The 20,238-nt window shown below is 51.7% G+C and carries 14 protein-coding genes; 9 read left to right on the top strand and 5 right to left on the bottom strand.

The features are described 5' to 3' along the window. Nucleotide 1 precedes the first annotated feature (1 nt). The 3 genes from HNQ57_RS03120 (at nucleotide 2) to HNQ57_RS03110 (ending at nucleotide 4,922) form a co-directional block, all read left to right on the top strand. Nucleotides 2-1,144, top strand: coding sequence for a cytochrome-c peroxidase (locus HNQ57_RS03120; protein ID WP_184461174.1), 1,143 nt, complete (start codon nucleotides 2-4; stop codon nucleotides 1,142-1,144). A 34-nt stretch (nucleotides 1,145-1,178) separates the two neighbouring features. Further along, nucleotides 1,179-2,573, top strand: coding sequence for a parallel beta-helix domain-containing protein (locus HNQ57_RS03115; protein WP_184461173.1), 1,395 nt, complete (start codon nucleotides 1,179-1,181; stop codon nucleotides 2,571-2,573). A 78-nt stretch (nucleotides 2,574-2,651) separates the two neighbouring features. Next, nucleotides 2,652-4,922 carry a TonB-dependent receptor gene (locus tag HNQ57_RS03110; RefSeq protein ID WP_184461172.1) on the top strand — a complete coding sequence of 757 codons (2,271 nt, stop codon included), beginning with the start codon at nucleotides 2,652-2,654 and terminating at the stop codon, nucleotides 4,920-4,922. Nucleotides 4,923-5,098: 176 nt separating this feature from the next. Here the strand turns inward: HNQ57_RS03110 and HNQ57_RS03105 are convergent, their stop codons facing one another. Both HNQ57_RS03105 and HNQ57_RS03100 read right to left on the bottom strand, forming a co-directional pair. Beyond that, nucleotides 5,099-5,353 carry a response regulator gene (locus HNQ57_RS03105; protein ID WP_184461171.1) on the bottom strand — a complete coding sequence of 85 codons (255 nt, stop codon included), beginning with the start codon at nucleotides 5,351-5,353 and terminating at the stop codon, nucleotides 5,099-5,101. Nucleotides 5,354-5,598: 245 nt separating this feature from the next. After that, nucleotides 5,599-7,092, bottom strand: coding sequence for a lysyl oxidase family protein (locus tag HNQ57_RS03100; RefSeq protein ID WP_184461170.1), 1,494 nt, complete (start codon nucleotides 7,090-7,092; stop codon nucleotides 5,599-5,601). A 284-nt stretch (nucleotides 7,093-7,376) separates the two neighbouring features. On the opposite strand from HNQ57_RS03100, the gene HNQ57_RS03095 reads away from it, so the two are divergent. Continuing rightward, nucleotides 7,377-7,619 (top strand): hypothetical protein, encoded by a 243-nt coding sequence (locus HNQ57_RS03095; protein WP_184461169.1) that lies wholly within the window; start codon nucleotides 7,377-7,379, stop codon nucleotides 7,617-7,619. Between the two features lie 114 nt (nucleotides 7,620-7,733). On the opposite strand, the gene HNQ57_RS03090 is transcribed toward HNQ57_RS03095, so the two are convergent. Then, complete coding sequence (locus HNQ57_RS03090) at nucleotides 7,734-10,310, bottom strand: ATP-binding protein (RefSeq protein WP_184461168.1); 2,577 nt, start codon at nucleotides 10,308-10,310, stop codon at nucleotides 7,734-7,736. Between the two features lie 21 nt (nucleotides 10,311-10,331). Next, on the bottom strand, nucleotides 10,332-10,928 hold the full coding sequence (locus HNQ57_RS03085) for a cysteine hydrolase family protein (RefSeq protein WP_184461167.1): 597 nt from the start codon (nucleotides 10,926-10,928) through the stop codon (nucleotides 10,332-10,334). Nucleotides 10,929-11,227: 299 nt separating this feature from the next. Between HNQ57_RS03085 and HNQ57_RS03080 the strand changes: the two genes are divergently transcribed. The 3 genes from HNQ57_RS03080 to HNQ57_RS03070 are packed head-to-tail and all read left to right on the top strand — an operon-like array spanning nucleotide 11,228 to nucleotide 14,850. Next, the gene (locus tag HNQ57_RS03080; RefSeq protein WP_184461166.1) at nucleotides 11,228-12,394 is read left to right on the top strand and encodes a 1-acyl-sn-glycerol-3-phosphate acyltransferase; all 1,167 of its coding nucleotides are present in this window, start codon (nucleotides 11,228-11,230) and stop codon (nucleotides 12,392-12,394) included. Further along, complete coding sequence (gene dinG / locus HNQ57_RS03075; RefSeq protein WP_184461165.1) at nucleotides 12,395-14,518, top strand: ATP-dependent DNA helicase DinG; 2,124 nt, start codon at nucleotides 12,395-12,397, stop codon at nucleotides 14,516-14,518. A gap of 5 nt (nucleotides 14,519-14,523) precedes the next feature. Continuing rightward, on the top strand, nucleotides 14,524-14,850 hold the full coding sequence (locus tag HNQ57_RS03070; RefSeq protein WP_184461164.1) for a YqcC family protein: 327 nt from the start codon (nucleotides 14,524-14,526) through the stop codon (nucleotides 14,848-14,850). Here HNQ57_RS03070 and HNQ57_RS03065 read toward each other — a convergent pair. After that, the gene (locus tag HNQ57_RS03065; protein WP_184461163.1) at nucleotides 14,847-15,464 is read right to left on the bottom strand and encodes a response regulator transcription factor; all 618 of its coding nucleotides are present in this window, start codon (nucleotides 15,462-15,464) and stop codon (nucleotides 14,847-14,849) included. The genes HNQ57_RS03070 and HNQ57_RS03065 overlap by 4 nt on opposite strands. Nucleotides 15,465-15,657: 193 nt before the next feature. On the opposite strand from HNQ57_RS03065, the gene HNQ57_RS03060 reads away from it, so the two are divergent. Next, on the top strand, nucleotides 15,658-18,717 hold the full coding sequence (locus tag HNQ57_RS03060) for a cache domain-containing protein (RefSeq protein WP_184461162.1): 3,060 nt from the start codon (nucleotides 15,658-15,660) through the stop codon (nucleotides 18,715-18,717). Next, on the top strand, nucleotides 18,707-20,221 hold the full coding sequence (locus HNQ57_RS03055; RefSeq protein ID WP_184461161.1) for a response regulator: 1,515 nt from the start codon (nucleotides 18,707-18,709) through the stop codon (nucleotides 20,219-20,221). The genes HNQ57_RS03060 and HNQ57_RS03055 overlap by 11 nt, the downstream gene beginning before the upstream one ends. The last annotated feature ends 17 nt before the right edge of the window (nucleotides 20,222-20,238 follow it).

Here is a 20,238-nt window from a genome sequence, read left to right as displayed (position 1 = left end):
AATGCGCGGACTATTGAGCATTTTATTGTTGCTGCCAGTATTGGCTCACGCGGAAGCGCCGTGGCGTTTGAGTGAGGTTTGCCCCGCCGGATTTCGGCCTGAGCAGGGCCGCTGCTACCTGCAGAGTCTTTATGGCGAGTACGCGTCGCTGCAAGACTCTGGGGTGGGTGGCCTGAAAACCGGTCTGCCCCCTCTGCGCGAAGGGTTTACTCCCCAGCAAATTGACTTGGGTCGCCTCATGTTTTTTGACCCGCTGTTGTCGGGTGACGGCACGCTAGCCTGTTCCTCATGTCACCAGCCCAGCAAGGGCTTTGCTGATGGCCGTGGCCTCAGTATCGGGATTAACGGCCAGCTAGCACATCGCTCAGCCCCTAGCTTATGGAATGTCGGTTTCTTAAAGCGGTTGTTCTGGGACGCTAGAGCGAGTTCGCTAGAAGAGCAAATGGAAGGGCCGCTGTACTCGCCAATTGAAATGGGCAATAGCCCCGAACAATTACTTAAAAGCCTGAACGAGAGTGCCGCCTACCCGCCTTTATTCAAACAAGCCTTTGGCGATAGCGCGATTAGCTTAGATCGAATTTATACCGCGATTACCGCCTTTGAATCGTCGCTGGTGTCTTTGAATAGCCGTTACGATTTATACGCCAATGGCGTGCATGAGGTACTGAGCAAAGACGAAATAGAAGGTATGAATGTATTTCGCTCCTTTGTCGCGCGCTGCGCTGAATGCCACACACCACCGGCATTCACCAACCAGCAAATTGCGATACTGGGCACTCCCGAGCCGGATGGTCACGCCTTTGACAGTGGTGTGCAAGCGGTGACGGGTGACGCCTCCCAGCGCGGCGGATTTAAAGTGCCAACACTGCGCAATATCGAATTCAGTGCGCCGTATATGCATTCCGGCCGCTTTGAAACCCTGCGTGAGGCAGTGGCATTTTATACCGGTGGTCGTGGCCACGCGGTACCGGAAGGCGAGAAACTCAATTTGCACTGGCATATTTGGGAACCGAATTTAACTGATCGTGAAGTCGATGTCTTAGTCGCCTTTTTAAAAACCCTAAGCGACGAAAGTTTTATGCCGCCGCTGCCGAGTGCCGTGCCATCAGGCTTGCGCCCGGTTATCGACGGGAAGTCGAATTAATTATTTTTGAGCCTGGAAATTGAGGAGTGTAATAATGAAAAACCCGATTAGATTGGGGCTGCTGTGTCTGGGCTTGCTGTGCAGTATGCCAAGTCTGTGGGCGGCAGACATTCCGGTAAAAGACGGCGAGTCGATTCAGGACGCGGTGAATAAAGCCAGTCCGGGCGACGTGGTACTCATTTATCCCGGTACCTATAAAGAAAGTGTCTACATCGACAAAGACAATATTACCCTGCGTGGCGTCGTTGAAGAGGGTAAGTGGCCGGTGTTAGAGGGTGAGGGCAAGCGCAATGACGCGATCCTATACTCCGGTAATGACTTTACTGTGGAGTGGCTGACCATTACCCACTACAAGGGCAATGCCATTATGGGGCAGTCTGGTAATAATTTTACCATTCGCTATAACAAGGTCATCGACACTGGGGTGTACGGGATTTTCCCCCAGTTTGGTAAGAACGGTTTGATTGAATACAACGTCTTAAGCGGTATCGAAGATGCGGCGATTTATGTTGGCATGTGCGATAACGTCGATGTCCGTCATAACGAAGTGTTCGACAATGTTGCCGGTATCGAAATTGAAAACACCCGCCACGCCTTGGTCGAAAATAATTACGCTCACGATAACACGGCGGGACTGTTGGTTTTCATTACGCCGGGTCTGCCAATTAAAACGACTTTTGATGTGATTTTGCGCAATAACTTTGTGGTGAATAACAATACCCCAAACTTTGGTGCGCCGGGTTCAATTGTGTCCAAGGTGCCGCAGGGTATCGGCATTGTGGTGATGGCCGCGGACGATGTGATTGTTGAGGGTAATATTGTCTCGGGCAATAAAACGGCGGGTATCGTTATTACCGATTTGGCTTTTATCACCGATATTTCCAGCGACCCAGAATCTGAACCCAACCCTGATCGCTTGGTGTTTCTCGACAATCTTATGTTCGATAACGGCGCAGACCCCGTTGCCGAAGTTAAAGCCCTTATGCTGACTCAATTCAGCCGCACTGGCCCGGATATTTTAGCGACGCCAGGTTCCGCCCAAGAGCAGGATAACTGCATTATTAACCGCGAGCGCTACACCAGCTTTGGCGTAAAGAAATGGTCTGAGTGCGAGCGTAAGAGCACCGCTGATGTGTTGAGCTACCGTATTCCCGGTGGCGCGCCGAGTGAGCCTGTGACGGCTACCAATCGTACCAAGCTGCTGTATCAGGGTATTTGCGCCGGTTGTCACGCTTATAATATGCGTATGATTGGGCCCCCAACCCTTGCTGTGCAAGCTCTTTATCGGAATGACGCGCAAGGTATTGCCGACTACATCGGTGAGCCACATAAGGTTCGCCCTGACTACCCCGCTATGCCTTCACAGGGGCATTTGTCTCCGGAGCTAAGAAAGGAAGTGGCTGAGTATATGCTGAAGGTCACCAAGTAATTTAGCCTGTATTTGATTTTGAACGCAGTGGGCACCGCGATGGTGCTCACCAGTATTGATAGCGAGAGAGGGCGGTTTATGACATCCAAAAGTAGAAGTCGCATAGCCTGTACCATCGGGCTGGCAGTACTGGGTGCGCCATTGGCGCATGCCGCTAAGAATCTGGCGCTGGAGGAGGTTGTGGTTACAGCCCAAAAGCGTGAGCAGAGCGCGATGACGGTGCCGGTCACGGTTGATACCTTTACCAACCAAGATTTAGAAAACACCGGCGCCCTGACCATGGAAGATATTCAGGCCTATATTCCCGGCCTGAAAGTGGGGGAAGGCGTGCGTGGCGGCGGTACGACTCAGTCGTCATTTATTATTCGCGGCATTGAAAGTTCTAATATTAGTACTGGCGGTGACCCATCCGTGGCGACTTTTCTCGACGGCGTTTATTTGCCGCGCGCGGCGATAACCGTGCCGTTCTCCGACATGGAGCGAGTAGAAGTATTGAAAGGGCCGCAGGGCACCCTGTTTGGTCGCAACGCGGCGGCGGGGGTGGTGAATTTTATTCCCAATGCCCCAAGTCTTGAGGAGCGCGAGGGCTTTGTGACCGCCAAGCTGGGTAACTATGATTTGTTTCGTGTTGAGGGTATGAGCAATATTCCGCTCACCGACAGCCTCGCTCTGCGCATGAATGTGATGCACAACCAGCGCGGCGCAGTGCTTGACAGCAAAGGCCCAGCTAAGCCCGATCCTGGCGAGCAAAATAATCAATATGCCCGCATGGCGCTGCGCTGGGAAACTACCGACCGGCTTACCGTGCAAATGGCCTATGATATTGACCGCGTTGATAATGGTCCTCAAGCGCGACTTAGCATCAGCGAGGAGTATGCGAGTTACCCAGATCCTACTGACCGCAAACTAGAGACCGATGCCATTAATGGTGGCGAAACACGGGATATGCAGGGCATCACCGGCAAGCTTTGGTACGACATTAGCGATGTCACTACCATGAGCCTGATCGCCAGTTACCGCGCGTTTGAAACCTATAATTTACAGGATGAAGATGCGACGTCAGACGAGTCGGTTTACGTCGATACCAATAATATTGAAGATTCCGATATTGCGTATTTTGAAGCGCAATTTAATGTGGCGCTAGATTGGGTCGACGCAGTATTTGGTGCTAACTACAGCAAAGAAGATACCTATCAGCAAACAGCGCTTACCTTTAGCTATGGCGCGGTGGTGGAGTTGGGGTCAGCTATGGTCGGGGTGCCAGCAGGTGTATTAAATACCTTGATTGGTGGTCCTGTAGCGGGCAACTATGTCACCGAGAGAATGACCAACGAGGGTGATTTTGAAGCCTATGGCGTATTCTCTGACCTCGATTTCACCATTAATGACTGGCTGAATATTATTACCGGCCTGCGCTACAGCAACGATAAAAAGGCCTTCAGCTGGGATGCGCCGCTAACGGACTTCCCGGTGTCTCAACTTCTGGGTGAGAACTTCTTTTTTAATTCCGACGGTCGCGAGCAAGGTTCTGCAAGTTGGGACAAAATTACTGGGCGCGTGGTTGCCAATGCACAAATTAGTGAAGGTGCTATGGCGTTCGTGAGTTATTCAACAGGCTATAAATCGGGAGGCTACGACTCCTTGAATACAAGCTCCCGCGAAGTGCCACTGGCGCCGGAAGTGGTAACGAACGTCGAGTTGGGGCTGAAGGGCGATTTACTCGAAGACAAAATACGCACTCAAATTGCCTTGTTTAAAATGGTTATCGATGACCGGCAAGAGTCGATCGAGTCGCAGGCGCCAGGTAGCAACGCCGCAATACCTACCGTTATTAACACTGATGAAGATATTCAGGGGATTGAGTTAACGGCAGATTGGCTGGTCAATGACAATCTGCGCTTTGGCTTGATTTACACTTATCGTGAGCAGGAATCCAGCCGCGAATCCTATTACGATGCTAATGGTGAATTTCAGGAGGCGAATCAGATCAATGCGACATCGCCGCAGGAATATACAGTGACCATGGATTGGTCTCCGGAGTTTGATTACGGCCTGCTGTTACTCCATCTCGATTATATTTACGAGGAAAATATCGAGCCTTCAAATGAAGATCATCAAGATAAATTCAATAGCGTAAATGGCTATGGTGACGACACCAGTTTGCTCAATGCGCGTTTGGCATGGACTACCCCAGGAGGCAGTTATGAGTTTGCCCTGTGGGGTAAAAATTTGCTGGGCAATGAGCGGGTATCTCAGCCCGGCGGATTGACCGGCGGCGAGCTGGGCACCTACCACGTGGGCATAATTGCGCCGCTGACCTACGGCGTCGATTTGAAGTTTGTCTTTTAAATCTGGCGCGGCCATGCGCCGCGCCTCATTCTGCTTAGTTATTTAATGCGCACTGGTTTTTTCGAGCAGCGCCTGCAGTAATTCTCGGGTGAAGGTCTTGGGCAGTCAGCCGTCAACGCCTGCGTCGCTGGCTTCTTTGCGGGCGTCGGTGGTGACATCGGCTGAGGCGGCAACAATCATCGGGGTCGCATCTGCAAATTTTCGCGAATGGCCTTCGCGGCGCTTAAGCCGCCCGTAACCGGCATGTGAATAGCCAGTAAAATTAAATCGAAATCGATTTCGTTTGCAGTGTCGACCGCGAGCTTAACGTCAAAATATTGCCGCCCATTGTGCTGCATATCTGCTGACAAACCGCAAAGCCAAAGCTGATACCAGCGCAGCGATGTGTCGTAGAGGTGTCGGCTTGGGTAAAGGCATTGAACAGGCTCCAAATGCACTCTTCGGCTATACCCGTGCCGAGAATAGCATTGAGCGTCGTGCTGATTTGGTGGTACATACCCGCCACAAAGCGGGCTCGCGATTTAGATAGTTCTTCGGCACCGGCCTTAGACTGTAAAATAGCTTGGGTTTGCTGCCAGCGTTCGTCGGCGTCGAAGTGCGCGCCAGTGAGGTTCTTGTTGAGTTTGCCCTAGAATTTCCCATGGTGGTGTCAGTACCACCACGGGGGAATACCACGCTAGTCAATCAAGCTTGGTTTGCGCTGTAGTATCGGACGTGCCGCCCACAGCAGTAGCAACAAAATGGTAAAGAGTCCCATTGAGCCGCCACCGCTAAATTGTTGCTCAGGTGGATTGCTTGGAACCATTTCGTTATTGTCTGTACTACGTTGAGTGGGGTGCGGACCGGTGAATACGGTCTTATTAGTATCCCATGGTGACTGGCCCCAGCCACGTTCAAGAATAGTTACGTCAGTGCCCTGAATTTCCACATAGGCGTAAGAGGTATTGTCGGTTTCGTCTTCTTCAATAACATTATTGTTCTCGTCGACCATTGACCAAATGACGTATTTTCCGTTTCCTTGGCCATAAAATTCAACATATTGACCAGGCCGCTGCCAGCGGTAAACATCACCCCAGCCAACGGATAATCCAACCACGCCGTTAGTTGGTGAGAAGCAGCTACCGCCGGGGCTGTCGCCGCCTGGTTTTTCGAAGCCTTGCTCAAATTTATCCCAGTTACCCCAGAGTTGGTCTGCCGGGCAAAATCCTGATTTTGAGCCTTCGCCAACCCGTTCCATAAGGCCGGTATCACTGTCTAAAACCTTATAGAGGTAATAGCTCAAAATGTAATCGTCATGAAAGTGGGCATGCGTTGGGTGGAATGAGTATGTGCCTGCATTCACAAATTCGACGCTACCATCTGAGCTATGAATCGCTTGCTCCATCGGCCCCACGACAATCCGTGACAACGCTTCCTCAGGATGAAGTTCCGCGTGGCCATCTTGGATGTCTTCGGTCAGTTGAAAGCGCATGTCATATAAGCCAGAACCGATGTTGATCGGGCCAGAGGTCAGTCGTAAACAAATTTTGGCTTCGGCACCGCCGGCAATTTTTGGCGCGGCTTCGTCCGCCGTGCAGCTATATAGACCATGACCTAGAACTGACGCAGGAGGATTAACCGTATCAGGTGGATACAGACCGTTTAGCGGATTCAACGGAGCAGTAAAAGTGAACTCATAGGGCGGTACTGTGCGTAAGTTGGGTAATAGCTGACGCACAGGGCCTTCGGCAACAGTTGCTTCTTGTGTTTTTGACTCAAGTTTCGCGCGTAAGCGATAACTTGCCCTTTCTGCGCCAGCTGGGCGAACGCGGATCGTCCATAGGCCTGTTTGTGGATTATCAACTTGGGCTTCTGAGTTGAATTGGTTGTCGGTGCTGTCACTTGCGACTAATTCTCCGGCTGGGTTTAAAAGCTCAATAGCAATGGTGTTGGTACGATAAGGCGTGGCAATACCTACGCGCAAGCGCGCGCCAGGTTCGGCGAGCTCTAACTCATAGACAGGGCAGGACATGGCGGTGCATGCTTCAGCAGGGACATTGCCATCTAGGGTTTCGGTGCCTTCCCAGAAGACCGTGTCATCTGCGCTTAGTATATCTGCGGAAAAGACGATTGAGCTAGCGGCCATTAGGGCGGCCATTGAAATCAATTTGATTAATGTTGGCTGGCGCATTTTGCGTTCCTTGATGGTTGAGTAACTAGGGGTACGCAATGATCACGCCAGTTAGATGTAGAAATTTTTTAATAATATAAATGTAATAATATTAATGACTTACCTTGTTTTTATCATCGTCTCTGCGGGTGTGATCGGAATAATGACGGTGCCTGAAACCAGTGCAATTGCACCAAGCGGGTCACCGTTGAATGAGTAAATGGGGCCAGTGTTGATGCGTGGAATATTGAGTATTTCATTATTATTGTCAGCGTTGGCTCACGCGGAAGTGCCGTGGCGTTTGAGTGAAGTTTGTCCCGCCGGATTTCGGCCTGCTGTTGCGGCATCTCGATTATATTTGCGAGGAAAATATCGAGCAGTCAAATGAAGATCATCAAGATAAATTCAATAGCCTACATGGCTATGGTGACGACACCAGTTTGCTCAATGCGCGCTGGGCGTGGACCACACCAAGCGGTAGTTATGAGTTTGCCCTGTGGGGTAAAAATTCTTGGGCAATGAGTGGGTATCTCAGCCCGGCGGATTGACCGGCGGCGAGCGGGGCACCTACCATGTGGGCATAATTGCGCCGCTGACCTACGGCGTTAATTTGAAGTTTGTGTGTTAAATTTGGCGCGGGAGTGCGCCGCGCTTTCTATTTCTTAGCTATTTAACTGCGCGCTGGTTTTTTCGAGCAGCGCCTGCAGTAATTCCCTTGTGAAGGGCTTGGGCAGCCAGTCGTCAAAGCCAGCATCGCTGGCTTCTTTGCGGGCGTCGGTGGTGACATCGGCTGAGGCGGCAACAATCATTGGGGTCGCGTGCTGCAAATTTTCGCGAATGGCCTTCGCAGCGCTTAAACCGTCCATAACCGGCATGTGAATATCCAATAGGATTAAATCAAAATTATTCCCGTCTGCGGCATCGACCGCGAGCTGACCGTTGTCAACAATAACGACGTGTTTGTACCCTAATTGCTTAAGCATCGCATCCACTACCATTTGATTGGGGATGGAGTCTTCGGCAATTAAGATTCGCAGCGCGGACTCGCGGCGATCGAGTTGCGGTATCGACGGTCGAACCGATTGTTTGTCTAGGGCTTGAAGTTTACGCAGCAGCCGGTTGGGTGTTAGCACCGCGTAATTCTGGGGGGATTTTAGACTCAGGATATTGCCGTCTGCGGATATCAAGCTGAGGCTGCTGCCGGTATTGTCGACGCGCTGTGCGTCATATTGATAAGCCATGCAGTGTGCCAGCGACTGGCTTACTTGTTGACCGCGCTCATCGAGGTTTATTCCGCGCAATGTGTTTTTGCTCAGCGGCGATGTAAGTGTGACGGCGTTAAGGGGCAACTGACAGCGAAATGTCGTGCCTTTGCCGACGGTACTGGCGATGCTTATATCGCCGCCCATCGCCGTGCAAATTTGCTGGCAAATCGCCAAGCCGAGACCGGTGCCGCCGTAACGGCGGGTTGTTGACGTGTCGGCCTGAATGAAGGCATTAAATAAACTGGATATTCGATCTTCGGGAATACCAATGCCGGTATCAATAATGTCGAGACGTAATCTACCGTGTTCGTTATTTATTGCCTGCCAATCGAGGGCAATGGTGATACCGCCCTGAGCGGTAAACTTCACGGCATTGCCAAGGAGGTTGATTAACAGCTGCCGCATGCGGTGGGGATCGCCAATGATGATTTGCGGGATGCCGGGTGCGCAGTGCATCGTTAGTGTGAGGTTCTTCTCCTCAACTCGCGCCGCAATAATATCGACGGCTTCCTCACATACCTCGCCGAGATTGAATTCGATACTTTCGAGTTGAATTTCGTCAGAATCTAATTTCGATAAATCGAGGACGTCGTTTACTAGCGCCAGCAATGCCTTGCCGCCATTGCATAGCGTGTCTAAATACCCTCTTTGCTCGGGGGAGAGATCGGTTTCCTGAAGTACTGAGCCCATACCAAGAATAGCATTGAGCGGTGTGCGGATCTCGTGGGACATATTCGCCACAAAGCGGGTTCGCGATTTAGATAGCTCTTCAGCGTCGGCTTTAGACTGTAAAATGGCTTGGGTTTGTTGCCAGCGTTCGTCTACGTCGAAGAGTGCGCCAGTGAGATGCTGGGTACGTCCGGCCTTCGAGTGACCGTTACTCGACAGCAGTAGCTCCACTCGGCGCCAGTTTAGGCGACTGTCGCGCAGGCGCACCTCCTGACGGCTCGGCGGCAGCCCAGCACAAATATGATCCCGCGCCTGCTGCAGTAATGGGATGTCTTCAGAGTGAATAAAATCGTGAAGGTTTTGTGGTGTATCAATGTCAAACACTTTGCCTGTTAACGCTTGCCAGGCCGGATTGGCAAAGTGAATTTGTAGGCTGGTGTCGCAGTAAAAGATTGGTTCGCTGACGGTGTTTAAGATGTTGCGGTAGTGTCGCTCGCTGTCACGGAGGGCTTGTTCGGTTTGTTTGCGCTCGGTGATTTCCCGCTCTACGGCAATGAAATTGACCAGCTCACCGTGTTCGTTGAGCACCGGGGAGCAGTCGATGGCCAGCCAATATGGGGCGCCATTTTTACTGAAGTTAATGATTTCTACGTTAAATCCCTTGCCTTGGGCTAGGCCATCACGCATCTTCTCAACGGCTCTGTGATCCGTTTGCGGGCCTTGTAAAAAAGACCCTGGTGATCTGCCGCGTACCTCTTGGAGGCTGTAGCCGGTAATGAGGGTGAAGCTTTCATTAACCCATTCGATACGCCCCTTGGCATCGGAGATAATCACTAAATTGTCGGTGCGGCTTGCGACCAGAGCGAGCTTTCTAGCTTGCTCTCGGCTTTCTTCTAAGGCGCCCATGGCCAGATGCAGTTCAGTAACGTCGTAAAGCGACCCGTACCAGGTATTGCCGCTGCGTCGGGCACGCATGCTAAACGTCTTAATGTCACCAAATCGACTGGCGATACGCAATTCGCTAATCAGCGGTTCGCTGTCATAGAGATTGCTGTTTAATTGCGTAATGGCTTCGCTGTCGTCAATAAACTCCACAAAGCGGCGGCCAAGGCATTCATCAACTGGCCAGCCGGTTTTTCGGGTCCATGCGGAGTTGAGCAGGGTTAGTTTTCCACTGTCGTCACAGCGGAAAACAATTTCTTCCAGTAAATCCGTTAGGGTTTGGAATTCTTGATGTTTCGCCGCCAGTTCTTCAACCATGCGGTGTTGGAGCAAAAGCTCGCGCTCGCTGTCGGTGGCGCTCATTTACTGCCCTCTGATTTTATTTTATGCCACCTTCAGTGTAGATGAACTACAGACGCTGCCATAGAGAGGGAACACATTTTCGCAGTAGAAATCCTGTTCAAAAATAGTGCGGCTTGAGGTGCAGTCCGACAGAATCGTCACTTTAAAGCCGAGGTCGGCGGCGTGGCGGCCGGTCGAGTCGATGCATATTGACGTTACGGTGCCGGCAAGCACGAGATGCTCAATGCCATTTTCCCGTAATAGGGCTTCCAAATGGGTGTTGGAAAAGGCGTTTAAGCCCCGTTTACCGGGTATCTCGGTGATAATGTCTTTATAGGCATCGAGTTCAGGGATTGTTTCAGAGCCGAATTGACCCGCCTTAAAGGCGCCAACATCTTTTATCGTGCGGAGTATGCCAACAGGATCGACTAATTCGCTATAACCGTCGGTAAACAGGATTGGTGTCGATATAATAAGGTCAAATTGCTCAGCTGATTCCTCAAGGAGCGCAAGGGTATTTTGCAATACCCCGCTAACCCGCGAGGATTCTTCTATTACCGAGTGCAAAATACCTTCTTTGGCGAAGTAATCGTTTTGAAAGCCGATAAGTAGCAATGCGGTGCGTGTTGGGTTTTTCATGGCTGCCTCCCTTGGGCTAATACTGAATGCTTTGATCTTGATTTTTTGTGAGTTGCATATGTAAAAGCAACTTGCATTCCAAGGGTGTTTTTGTTTTTTAAGCCATTGATTTTTAGTGTTTTATTGTTTTTTTGATGGTTTTTGGGGCATGCGGAATTTACGGTTTTGCAATATGCTTTTTAAATTGCTTTGCCGAGTGCGAAGATTTGCCAAATTGCCCGTTTGCAGCGGTGGGGAGATGACGCCTGCTGCTGAATCCTTTATTGTACGCCCCTTTATATTTGTGAGAGCACAGAGCAATGGATACCTTCGCTGAAATACGGCCCTACCACGACGACGAAGTGGCGCCGGTATTGGCGAAACTATTGGTTGATCCTGAAATGCTCAATATCATTGCTAGCTTACGGATGCCGCGCTTAAATAAGGCGTTGCCATGGCTAGTTCGACCACTGTTGCGCTGGTATTTGGGGCGTGAGCTGAAAGGCGTTGCCAATGTTGCCGATTTTCAGTGGGTCGTCAAAGGCTATATGGATGCCATGATTGAAGGCAGTACCACGAGTTTCCAAGTTTCTGGTCTAGATAACCTCGATTCAGACCAAGCCTATTTATACATTAGCAATCACCGCGACATTGCCTTAGACCCCGCCTTTGTTAATTACGCGCTATATCATCATGAGCGCGATACGGTGCGTATCGCGATTGGCGATAATTTACTCTCCAAGCCCTTTGCTGCTGATTTAATGCGGCTGAACAAAAGCTTTATTGTGCGTCGCTCTGCTCGCGGGCCCCGGCAGATGCTGGCCGCTTTTCGCCAATTGGCCAGTTATATTCGCTTTTCACTGTTAGACGAGCGCAGCTCAATTTGGATTGCCCAGCGCGAAGGCCGCGCTAAAGATGGCAATGACGCGACCGAGGCCGCTGTTATTAAAATGATTGGTATGGCGCAGAATAAGCCTGAAGAACGTTTTTCTGACTACGTGAATAAGCTCAGTATCGTGCCCGTGTCGATCTCTTATGAATGGGATCCATTGGATGCCGCCAAAGCCCAAGAGCTGGTGCATATTGCCCGTGACGGCGCTTATCAAAAAGCGGAACATGAAGATTTAAAGAGCATTGCCGCCGGTATTGTGGGCGACAAAGGCAATGTGCATGTTGCCTTCGGCGCGCCATTAAAAGGCGAGTTTAGTGATGCCGCCGAGGTCGCGGCAGCATTGGATGAAATTATTATTGATCAGTATCGCCTGCATCCGAGCAATATCATCGCGTATCAGCGGGTTTATAACGATGACAATTGGATGAGCTTAGCGCGCGTGCCAAAACTCACTCAAGCCGATCATGTTGCCTTTGAAAAGCGTTTCAGCCACATGCCGGTCGAGTATCGCGAAAAGGCCATGGAAATTTACGCCAATCCTGTCAAAAACCAATTGCGTAGCGCGGATCTGCGGATTGTTGACGAGGCGGTATAGGTGCTCACCGATGAGCTGAAAAAGACCATTCAAGAAGCGTATCGGCAGTTTCTGGATGTAAAAAACCTCAAGGCCCGTTACGGGCAGCGCCTAATGATTGCCCATATCGCCCGGACCTTGGGCGGCATTAAACGCAATCAGGAACACCAACGCGGCGGTGGCGACCATCTCTGTGTGATTGAGGCGGGCACGGGTACCGGAAAAACCTTGGCCTACGCCCTCGCGGCGGTGCCCATAGCTAAGGCCTGCGATAAAACCTTGGTGATCTCCACGGCCACCGTGGCCCTGCAAGAGCAAATTATCTACCGCGACCTCCCCGATGTGCTGATCAACAGTGGTCTGCATTTCTCAATTAGCCTGTCTAAGGGCCGTCGCCGCTATATTTGTTTGTCTAAGCTAGATCAGTTGCTGTCCGGCGCGGACGCCAAAGTGCTGCCCCTGTATATTGACGAGCACATGGCCGCACCAGATGCTGAGAGCTTGTCGCTGTATACTGATTTTGCCAAACAGATGGCCACTGGCAAGTGGGCGGGTGACCGCGATGACTGGAAGACCGTTATCGCCGACGATAAGTGGGCGCGGGTCACCACTGACCACGCCCAGTGCACTGGCCGACGCTGTAGCCATGTCAAGCAATGCAGCTTCTTTAAGGCCCGTGAGTCCTTGACCCAGGCCGACGTCATTGTTGCCAATCACGATTTGGTGCTCGCCGATCTGGCGCTGGGCGGAGGCGCAATACTGCCGCCGCCGGAAGAGTGTATTTACGTCTTTGACGAGGCGCACCACCTGCCCGACAAAGTGATTAATCACTTTAGTGCTAACTTCCGGTTGGCGGCCACCGAGCGGTGGATGGAGCAAATAGAGCGGGCGCTGAGCGCGATGATTGCGCTGCCGGCCATGGATAATAGTATCCGCAGTGAACTAGAAAGCTTATTGAGCCAATTGATTGCGGTGCGACGGGGACTTATTCCATTGCGGCCCGTCTTGGAAGACTTGCTTGACGGTGCGCAGGAGCGCCAAGGGATAAAGAGTGTGCGCTTTGCTGACGGCATAGTGCCCGCAGTATTGACGGAGCACGCCAAAAGCTTGTTGGCGGGTTTTAGCGAGGTTATTAAGCAGGCCGAAAAAATCATCGATAGTCTGCAAGACGGCATGGACAATAATGAGCTGAGCGGTAACCGCGAGGCCAACGAGCAGTGGCTAACCACGGTGTCGATGGCGCGTTTTCGGGCCGAATCTGCTGCCGCGCTGTGGCGATCTTATGCCAGTGATGCAACGAAGGAGAAGCCACCCAATGCCCGCTGGCTGGCGCTAGTAGAAACCGGGCAGGGGCTATTCGATGTTGAGCTAAACGCCAGCCCGATACTCGCGGCCAATGCGCTTAAATCGGCCTTGTGGTCGCGCTGCTACGGCGCGGTACTGACGTCAGCTACGCTGACTGCGCTAGGCAGTTTCGATCGCTTTAGTATGCGCGCGGGTTTAGATACAGACGCGAGCTTTGAAGTGGTGCCCAGTCCCTTTCGTCACGCGGAAGCGGCGGAATTGTATATTCCGGCCATGGATTGCGATGCCGGTAATGCCGAAGCGCATACCGCCGCCATCATCGAGATGCTGCCGACCTTATTAGATGCTGATGCGGGGAGCTTGGTGTTGTTCTCCTCCCGCAAGCAATTGCGCGCGGTGCGAGAAGGCCTGTCGGCTGACTGGCAGGGTCGCATTCTCGCGCAGGACGATTTACCCAAACATGAAATTCTCAGCCGCCATCGCGAGTGCTTGGATGACGGCAAAGGCAGTGTGATTTTTGGACTGGCCAGCTTTGCCGAGGGTGTCGATTTGCCCGGTAAATACTGCAGCCATGTGGTGATTGCGAAAATTCCGTTTGCCGTGCCAGAAGACCCAGTTGAAGAGGCCTTGGCCGAGTGGATCAGTCGCAACAAGGGCAACCCCTTTATGGATATCACCGTGCCAGACGCCGCGGTGCGCTTGATTCAGGCCAGTGGCCGACTGCTGCGCAATGAAGCCGACACGGGCCGCATTACTATTCTTGATCGCCGAATGGTGAGCCGCCACTACGGCCGTAAAATGCTAGCGTCTATGCCGCCTTACCGCCAAGTTATCGAGTAGTCGCGATGAGTCATTATCACCAAGTCGCGGAAGTGTTAATTGATATTGAAGCTGAGATGCGTCAAATCGGCTGTTGGGATGCGATTGCACCTGCGCCGCAGGCATTGCGGAGCGAACAGCCGTTTGCGGTGGATACGCTGAGTTTTGCCCAGTGGCTGCAGTTTATCTTTATTCCCAAGATGCATTTTCTCGTGGCGGAGCAGCAGGCGCTGCCCAATGCATGCGGGATTGCGCCAATGGCGCAGGAATATTTTCGCGGTCAACAGCTGCCGGTGGCTGGGCTGCTGAGCGCGTTGGTGCGGATGGACGAGTTGCTTGGCGGTAATCGCTAGCTGTTGCTCTCTTCTGCGGCCATTACCATGCGGACGAGGTGGGCCAATGAGCGCACGCCCATTTTTTCCATAACGCGGGCGCGATGAATTTCTACCGTGCGCTGGCTGATATCGAGGTCGTAAGCGATGACTTTATTCGCCTTGCCTTCAATCATCAGCTCCATGACCTGGGTTTCACGTGGGGTTAAATCGGCCAATTTGGCGCGAATTTTGTGTTTTTCTTCAAGATCGGCGCGATTTTCGATGTCGGCGGTAATAGCCTGCTGAATCTTGCCCAGCAGCTCTTCTTCGCGATACGGCTTTTGCACAAAATCGACGGCGCCGCGCTGCATCGCATCAACTGCCATGGGGACATCGCCGTGGCCGGTGACAAAAATAATAGGCAAAATGGAGTTGCGGGCATTGAGTTGACGCTGTAACTCCATGCCATTCATGCCTGGCATGCGAATATCCAGTACCATGCAGCCAGCCATATCAACGCTGTAGTCTTCTAAAAAGGCATCGGCCCGTGAATAGCTGGCGACCTTGTGGCCGACCGATTCCAATACCATTTGTAGTGAATCTCTTACCGCGTCATCGTCTTCAACGAGGTATACAGTGGCTTCTGCTGTCATGATTCCGTCCTGGCGGTTACCGTATTATCGTGTGCTTAGGCTATCATGAAATCCTAAGCTATTGCTGTGCTTAATTAATGTATTCACGTTTTAGGTGAATGGCACTGGCGATAAGTGTTAAGACTGGATAAGCTTTCGTCTCAATAAATCGCAAGAAACACTTGCGCCCGCTATACAACAACAAGGGTTGCGCATGCGTACTAAGCGCAGTTTAGTACAGATATATCTTATAAGCCTAGTCGCTTTGTCTGCGATCCCTTTGGCGATTCTCGGCTATATCTGGATTGCCAAGGAATACGAGCGCTATACCCAGCAGAGCGAGGCATGGCGTGACAGTTATATCGAGTCTCGCCGCGAGCTTCTGCGCCGTGAAGTCGATAAGGCGATGGAGTACCTGGAATTTAAGCGCACCCAGCTTAATCGCCAGCTCTATAATGATTTGCGTCAACAGGTTGCGGTGGGCTTGTCGTTAATCGAAACCACCCGCAAGGAATTTGTCGGCGAGAGCCGCGCGGCGCAAATTAGCCGGTTGCGGGCAACCATGAGCTCGCTGAGTTTTCTCGATAATAAAGGTTTTTTCTTTCTATTTGATAGCGCGGGTAAGCCGATTTTGGCGCCGAAGCATCCCCATGGTAGCCAGCGAATCTCAGATCGTGACGCGCTGAATGCGTTTTCTAGCCAGATTCGCAACTCGATTAAAGACAAAAATTACGACTTTTTAGAATACCGCTTTACTGACAGCAAAAATCGCGCAACAGAGCGTAATTTTAGTTTTGTTTACTACTACAAGCCCCTTGATCTCTATATGGGTGCCAGCGTTTATCTGCGCGATGAAGTGAGTCGCTTGAAGCGCGAAGTCGTTGAGCGAATTGCGGCGGTGCCCATCGATCCAGACAACTCCATTATGTTTGTGGTCGACAACGACGGGCGACAGCTGGTAAATGCCTATGATCCCGCCAGTGTCGGCGCACTGATGCCGAATATCGTGCAAAAGAGCACTCAGGTCAGTGGCGCTGACAGCAGTCTATTCACCGAACTGAGTTGGCTTGACCAAAATGGCGAAAATAAGCCGGTAATCTCCTATATTCGCCACTTTGAGCCCTGGGGCTGGACCTTGGGCTCAGGGGTGTTCTTAGACGAATTGAATATTAAGCTGGGGCAAGAGCATGCCGCGTTGCAGCTGCGCGTAAAAGAGCATATTCAATTTATTGTGATAATTGCGTTTGCCCTAATGGTGTTCTCAACCTTGACGGCACGTTGGTTGGCGCGTCGAAGTAAATCGGGTTTTACTATTTTTCAGCAGTTTTTTGCCGATGCGAGTAAGCGTTCAACCGCGATTGATGTTAACCGCCTGCCTTTTGCTGAGTTTCAAAAATTAGCTGAAGAAGCTAATTTCATGGTGGAGAAGCGCACTCAGACTGAGCGTGCTTTAAAGCTGAGCGAGCGACGTTTCCAGCTTGCCCTCGACGCCGCACATAACCACCTTTGGGATTTAGATTTGCAGACCGGCTTGGTAACTGTTGGCGAGAGCTTTTTTCGGATGCTTGGCTACGGCGTGCCCGCAAAGCCTTATCCAGTAGGTGCGTTTCAAAATATTGCCAATGATGACGATATGCAGATTATCGCCTCGGCGGTAGACAGCTGGCTGGGCTTGGCAACGGGGAATAGCGTCGAATTCCGGGTTAAAGATCGTTCTGGCAACGATCACTGGATATACAGCCGTGGTGATGTGGTAGAAAACGATGCCAACGATAAGCCGATCCGCGCGATGGGTATTATGACCGATGTCACTGATCGCAAGCGCATAGAGCAAGAGCTTGTGAACGCGCGTATTGCGGCGGAAGACGCCCTGCACGCCAAGAGTCAATTTTTGTCGAGTGTCAGCCATGAATTGCGCACCCCGTTAAATGGCGTTTTGGGCTATGCCCAATTGTTGCAGCGGGACGCCGGTGTGCCCAGTGGTAGCCAAGAATATTTACGGGCTATTGAAAGTTGCGGCAAACACCTGCTGACCTTAATTAACGATGTATTGGATTTGGCGAAAATCGAAAGCGGTAATATTGATATTGTTTACCGCGCCAATGACTTGAGCGAAATCGTGTCCAGCGTCAGTGATATTGTCGGTCATCGTGCTAAATCAAAGGGCTTGGATTTTGTTGTGAATGTCGCGGCCGACGTCCCTCATAGAGTGCAAGCCGACGAAGTCAAATTGCGTCAGGTGTTGGTTAATTTGCTTGATAATGCCGTTAAATTTACGGCTAAGGGCCGCGTTGAACTCAAGCTCGACGTTGATTTAGATCGTCACATATTGCTATTCAGTGTGCAGGATAGTGGCATGGGGATTCCCGACGAGAAACTGCGGGACGTCTTTGAACCTTTCCGGCAAGTGAACCCCCAAGACGGTAAAGGCACGGGCTTGGGCTTGGCCATTTGTCGTCGCCTAGTTGAAGCGATGGGCGGCAATTTAAATCTGAGTAGCGAGTTCGGCAAAGGCAGCTGTTTCTACTTTGAAATTCCGTTACTCGATGTCGCTACAGTCAGCGAGCCGGGTGAAAAACTTGAGCTTACTGCAGAACCTGAACCAGACATATTGGCGAAAGTGGCCAATAACCCGGCAATCATTGTCGCCGATGACGTCGCGGTCAATCGCCATGTTTTACTGGGAATGCTGGAAGATGTCAGCGACGACATCCGCGAGGCCGCGAATGGCCTAGAAGTGATCGCGCTGTTAAAAGAGCGCACTGCCCAATTGGTGTTGATGGACCTGCGGATGCCTGAAATGGACGGTATGGAGGCGACTCGGGTTATTAAACAAGAACTTAAAATGACGGGGGTGTCGATCATCATGGCCTCGGCCACAACCGATGAAGACATGATGGCAGAGGCTGTTGAAGTCGGTTGTGATGGCTTTTTACCTAAGCCCATTGGTATTGATGATCTATTAAAAGTCGTTGCGAGTACCTGCGGAACTGAGGCCCTTGCCAACGCCGCTGAAGTGGTTGTGCCGGAAGTGGAGGCGCCACGCTCGAGCGTGGTCTTGCCCCCAGATTGCGATTTGCAGGAGTTGCTAATGGCGGTCGACCTAGGCGATGTCACCGGAACTCGTGAGCTGCTAGGGCAACTGCGCCGCAGCCGGCCTGAGTGTCTTGGTTTTATTGAAGAAGCAGAAGAGTTTCTGAGTGAGTTTGATTTTGAAAATTTGGCGCGCCTACTTCGCCAAGCATCTGGTGAGGCAAGTCTGAATGGCGCATGAATTGGGTAGCGAGCAGGTTTTACTGGTCGATGATAATCCGACTAATTTGCAGGTTCTGTTTAAAACCCTAGAGGGCAGCGGTTACCGGTTGTTGGCGGCGCGAGACGGTGAATCGGCTTTGTATACCGCTAAGCGCGCGCACCCAGCCTTGATTTTGTTAGATGTAATGATGCCTGGCATGGACGGTTTTGAAGTCTGCGAGCGGCTTAAAGCCGACCCTGACACGGCAGACATCGCCATTATCTTTTTGTCGGCGCTCACCGATAGCCAATCCAAGGTTCACGGCCTGGCCATCGGCGGTGTAGATTATATCGCGAAGCCTTTTCAGACCGACGAAGTCTTAGCGCGGGTGCGCACCCACGTTAAAATACAGCGCTTAGAGCGCGCGCTCGCCCGCCGCAACAGCGAGCTTGAAGACGAAAATCAACGTATTTTGAATGCGGTTGAGGAAGGTATTTTTGGTTTAGATGTGCAGGGCCGAGTGACCTCGATGAATGCACGAGCCGCGGCGTTAACTGGCTGCGCCGTTGCCGATACCGTCGGCGAGTTGTTTGCCCAACTAAAACTTTTTCCAAATGATATCGGCTTAAATCAGGCGCTGACCTTGCTGTGTGAAGGCGGTGTTAGCCTGCGTAAAGAAAGTGCCAAATTGACGGCGCGTAATGGCGCTATTGTTCATGTTGCGCTCAGTGCGTCTCCGCGGAAAGAAGGCGGCGCCGTTTTGGTGTTGCGCGACATTAGCGAATGGCTGGCTAGCCAAGCGGCGCTGGATTCTGCGCGCGGCGAGTTAGACAGTCAGCGCCAGCACCTCGCCCATATTGAGCGCCTGAGTACTGGCGGTGAGATGGCGGCGGGTATCGCTCACGAAGTGAATCAGCCGCTGACCGCAGTGACAAATTACGCGCGCGTGGCTCAGCGGTTATTGGCGGATATTCCCGAAAACAAGCGGGAAAAAATGCACGATGTACTCGGCAAAATTACGATTCAGGCCGAGCGTGCCGCGGCGGTTATTCAGCGGATGCGCAGCTATGTTAAAAAGCCGACCGGTGAGCGTGAAGTGCTGGGATTAAACAGTGTTCTTGAAGATGTGCTGGCACTGGCAGAGGTCGATTCTCGCGTGAACGCGATACCGGTGGTTTTACACGGCGGGGAGAACCTGCCCGATATCCAGGTCGATGAAGTGCAAGTGCAGCAGGTCGCATTGAACTTGATTCGCAACGCCATGGAGTCCACCGCTAATGCCGGAAATGAGAGCCCGGTTGAAGTGCGAACCTACGCCAAGGGGGCAATGGTGTGCTTTAGCGTGAGCGATCACGGTGCGGGCTTGGCGCCCGAAATCGAAGCGCAGTTGTTTAGCCCTTTTGTGAGCTCCAAAGAGGGCGGCATGGGGATTGGTCTGTCTGTTTGCCAGTCGATTATGCAGGCCCATGGCGGCGGTATTCGTCACGAACATAATCCCGATGGCGGTGCGATATTTCATTGTGAATTTCCAGCTCACCAGTAATGCGATTTCCTTTGCGA

The sequence above is a fragment of the Zhongshania antarctica genome, from assembly GCF_014202945.1.
GTDB lineage: Bacteria > Pseudomonadota > Gammaproteobacteria > Pseudomonadales > Spongiibacteraceae > Spongiibacter > Spongiibacter antarcticus.
Note: the sequence above shows the minus strand (reverse complement) of the source record. Positions and strands in the feature narration are given on the sequence as shown.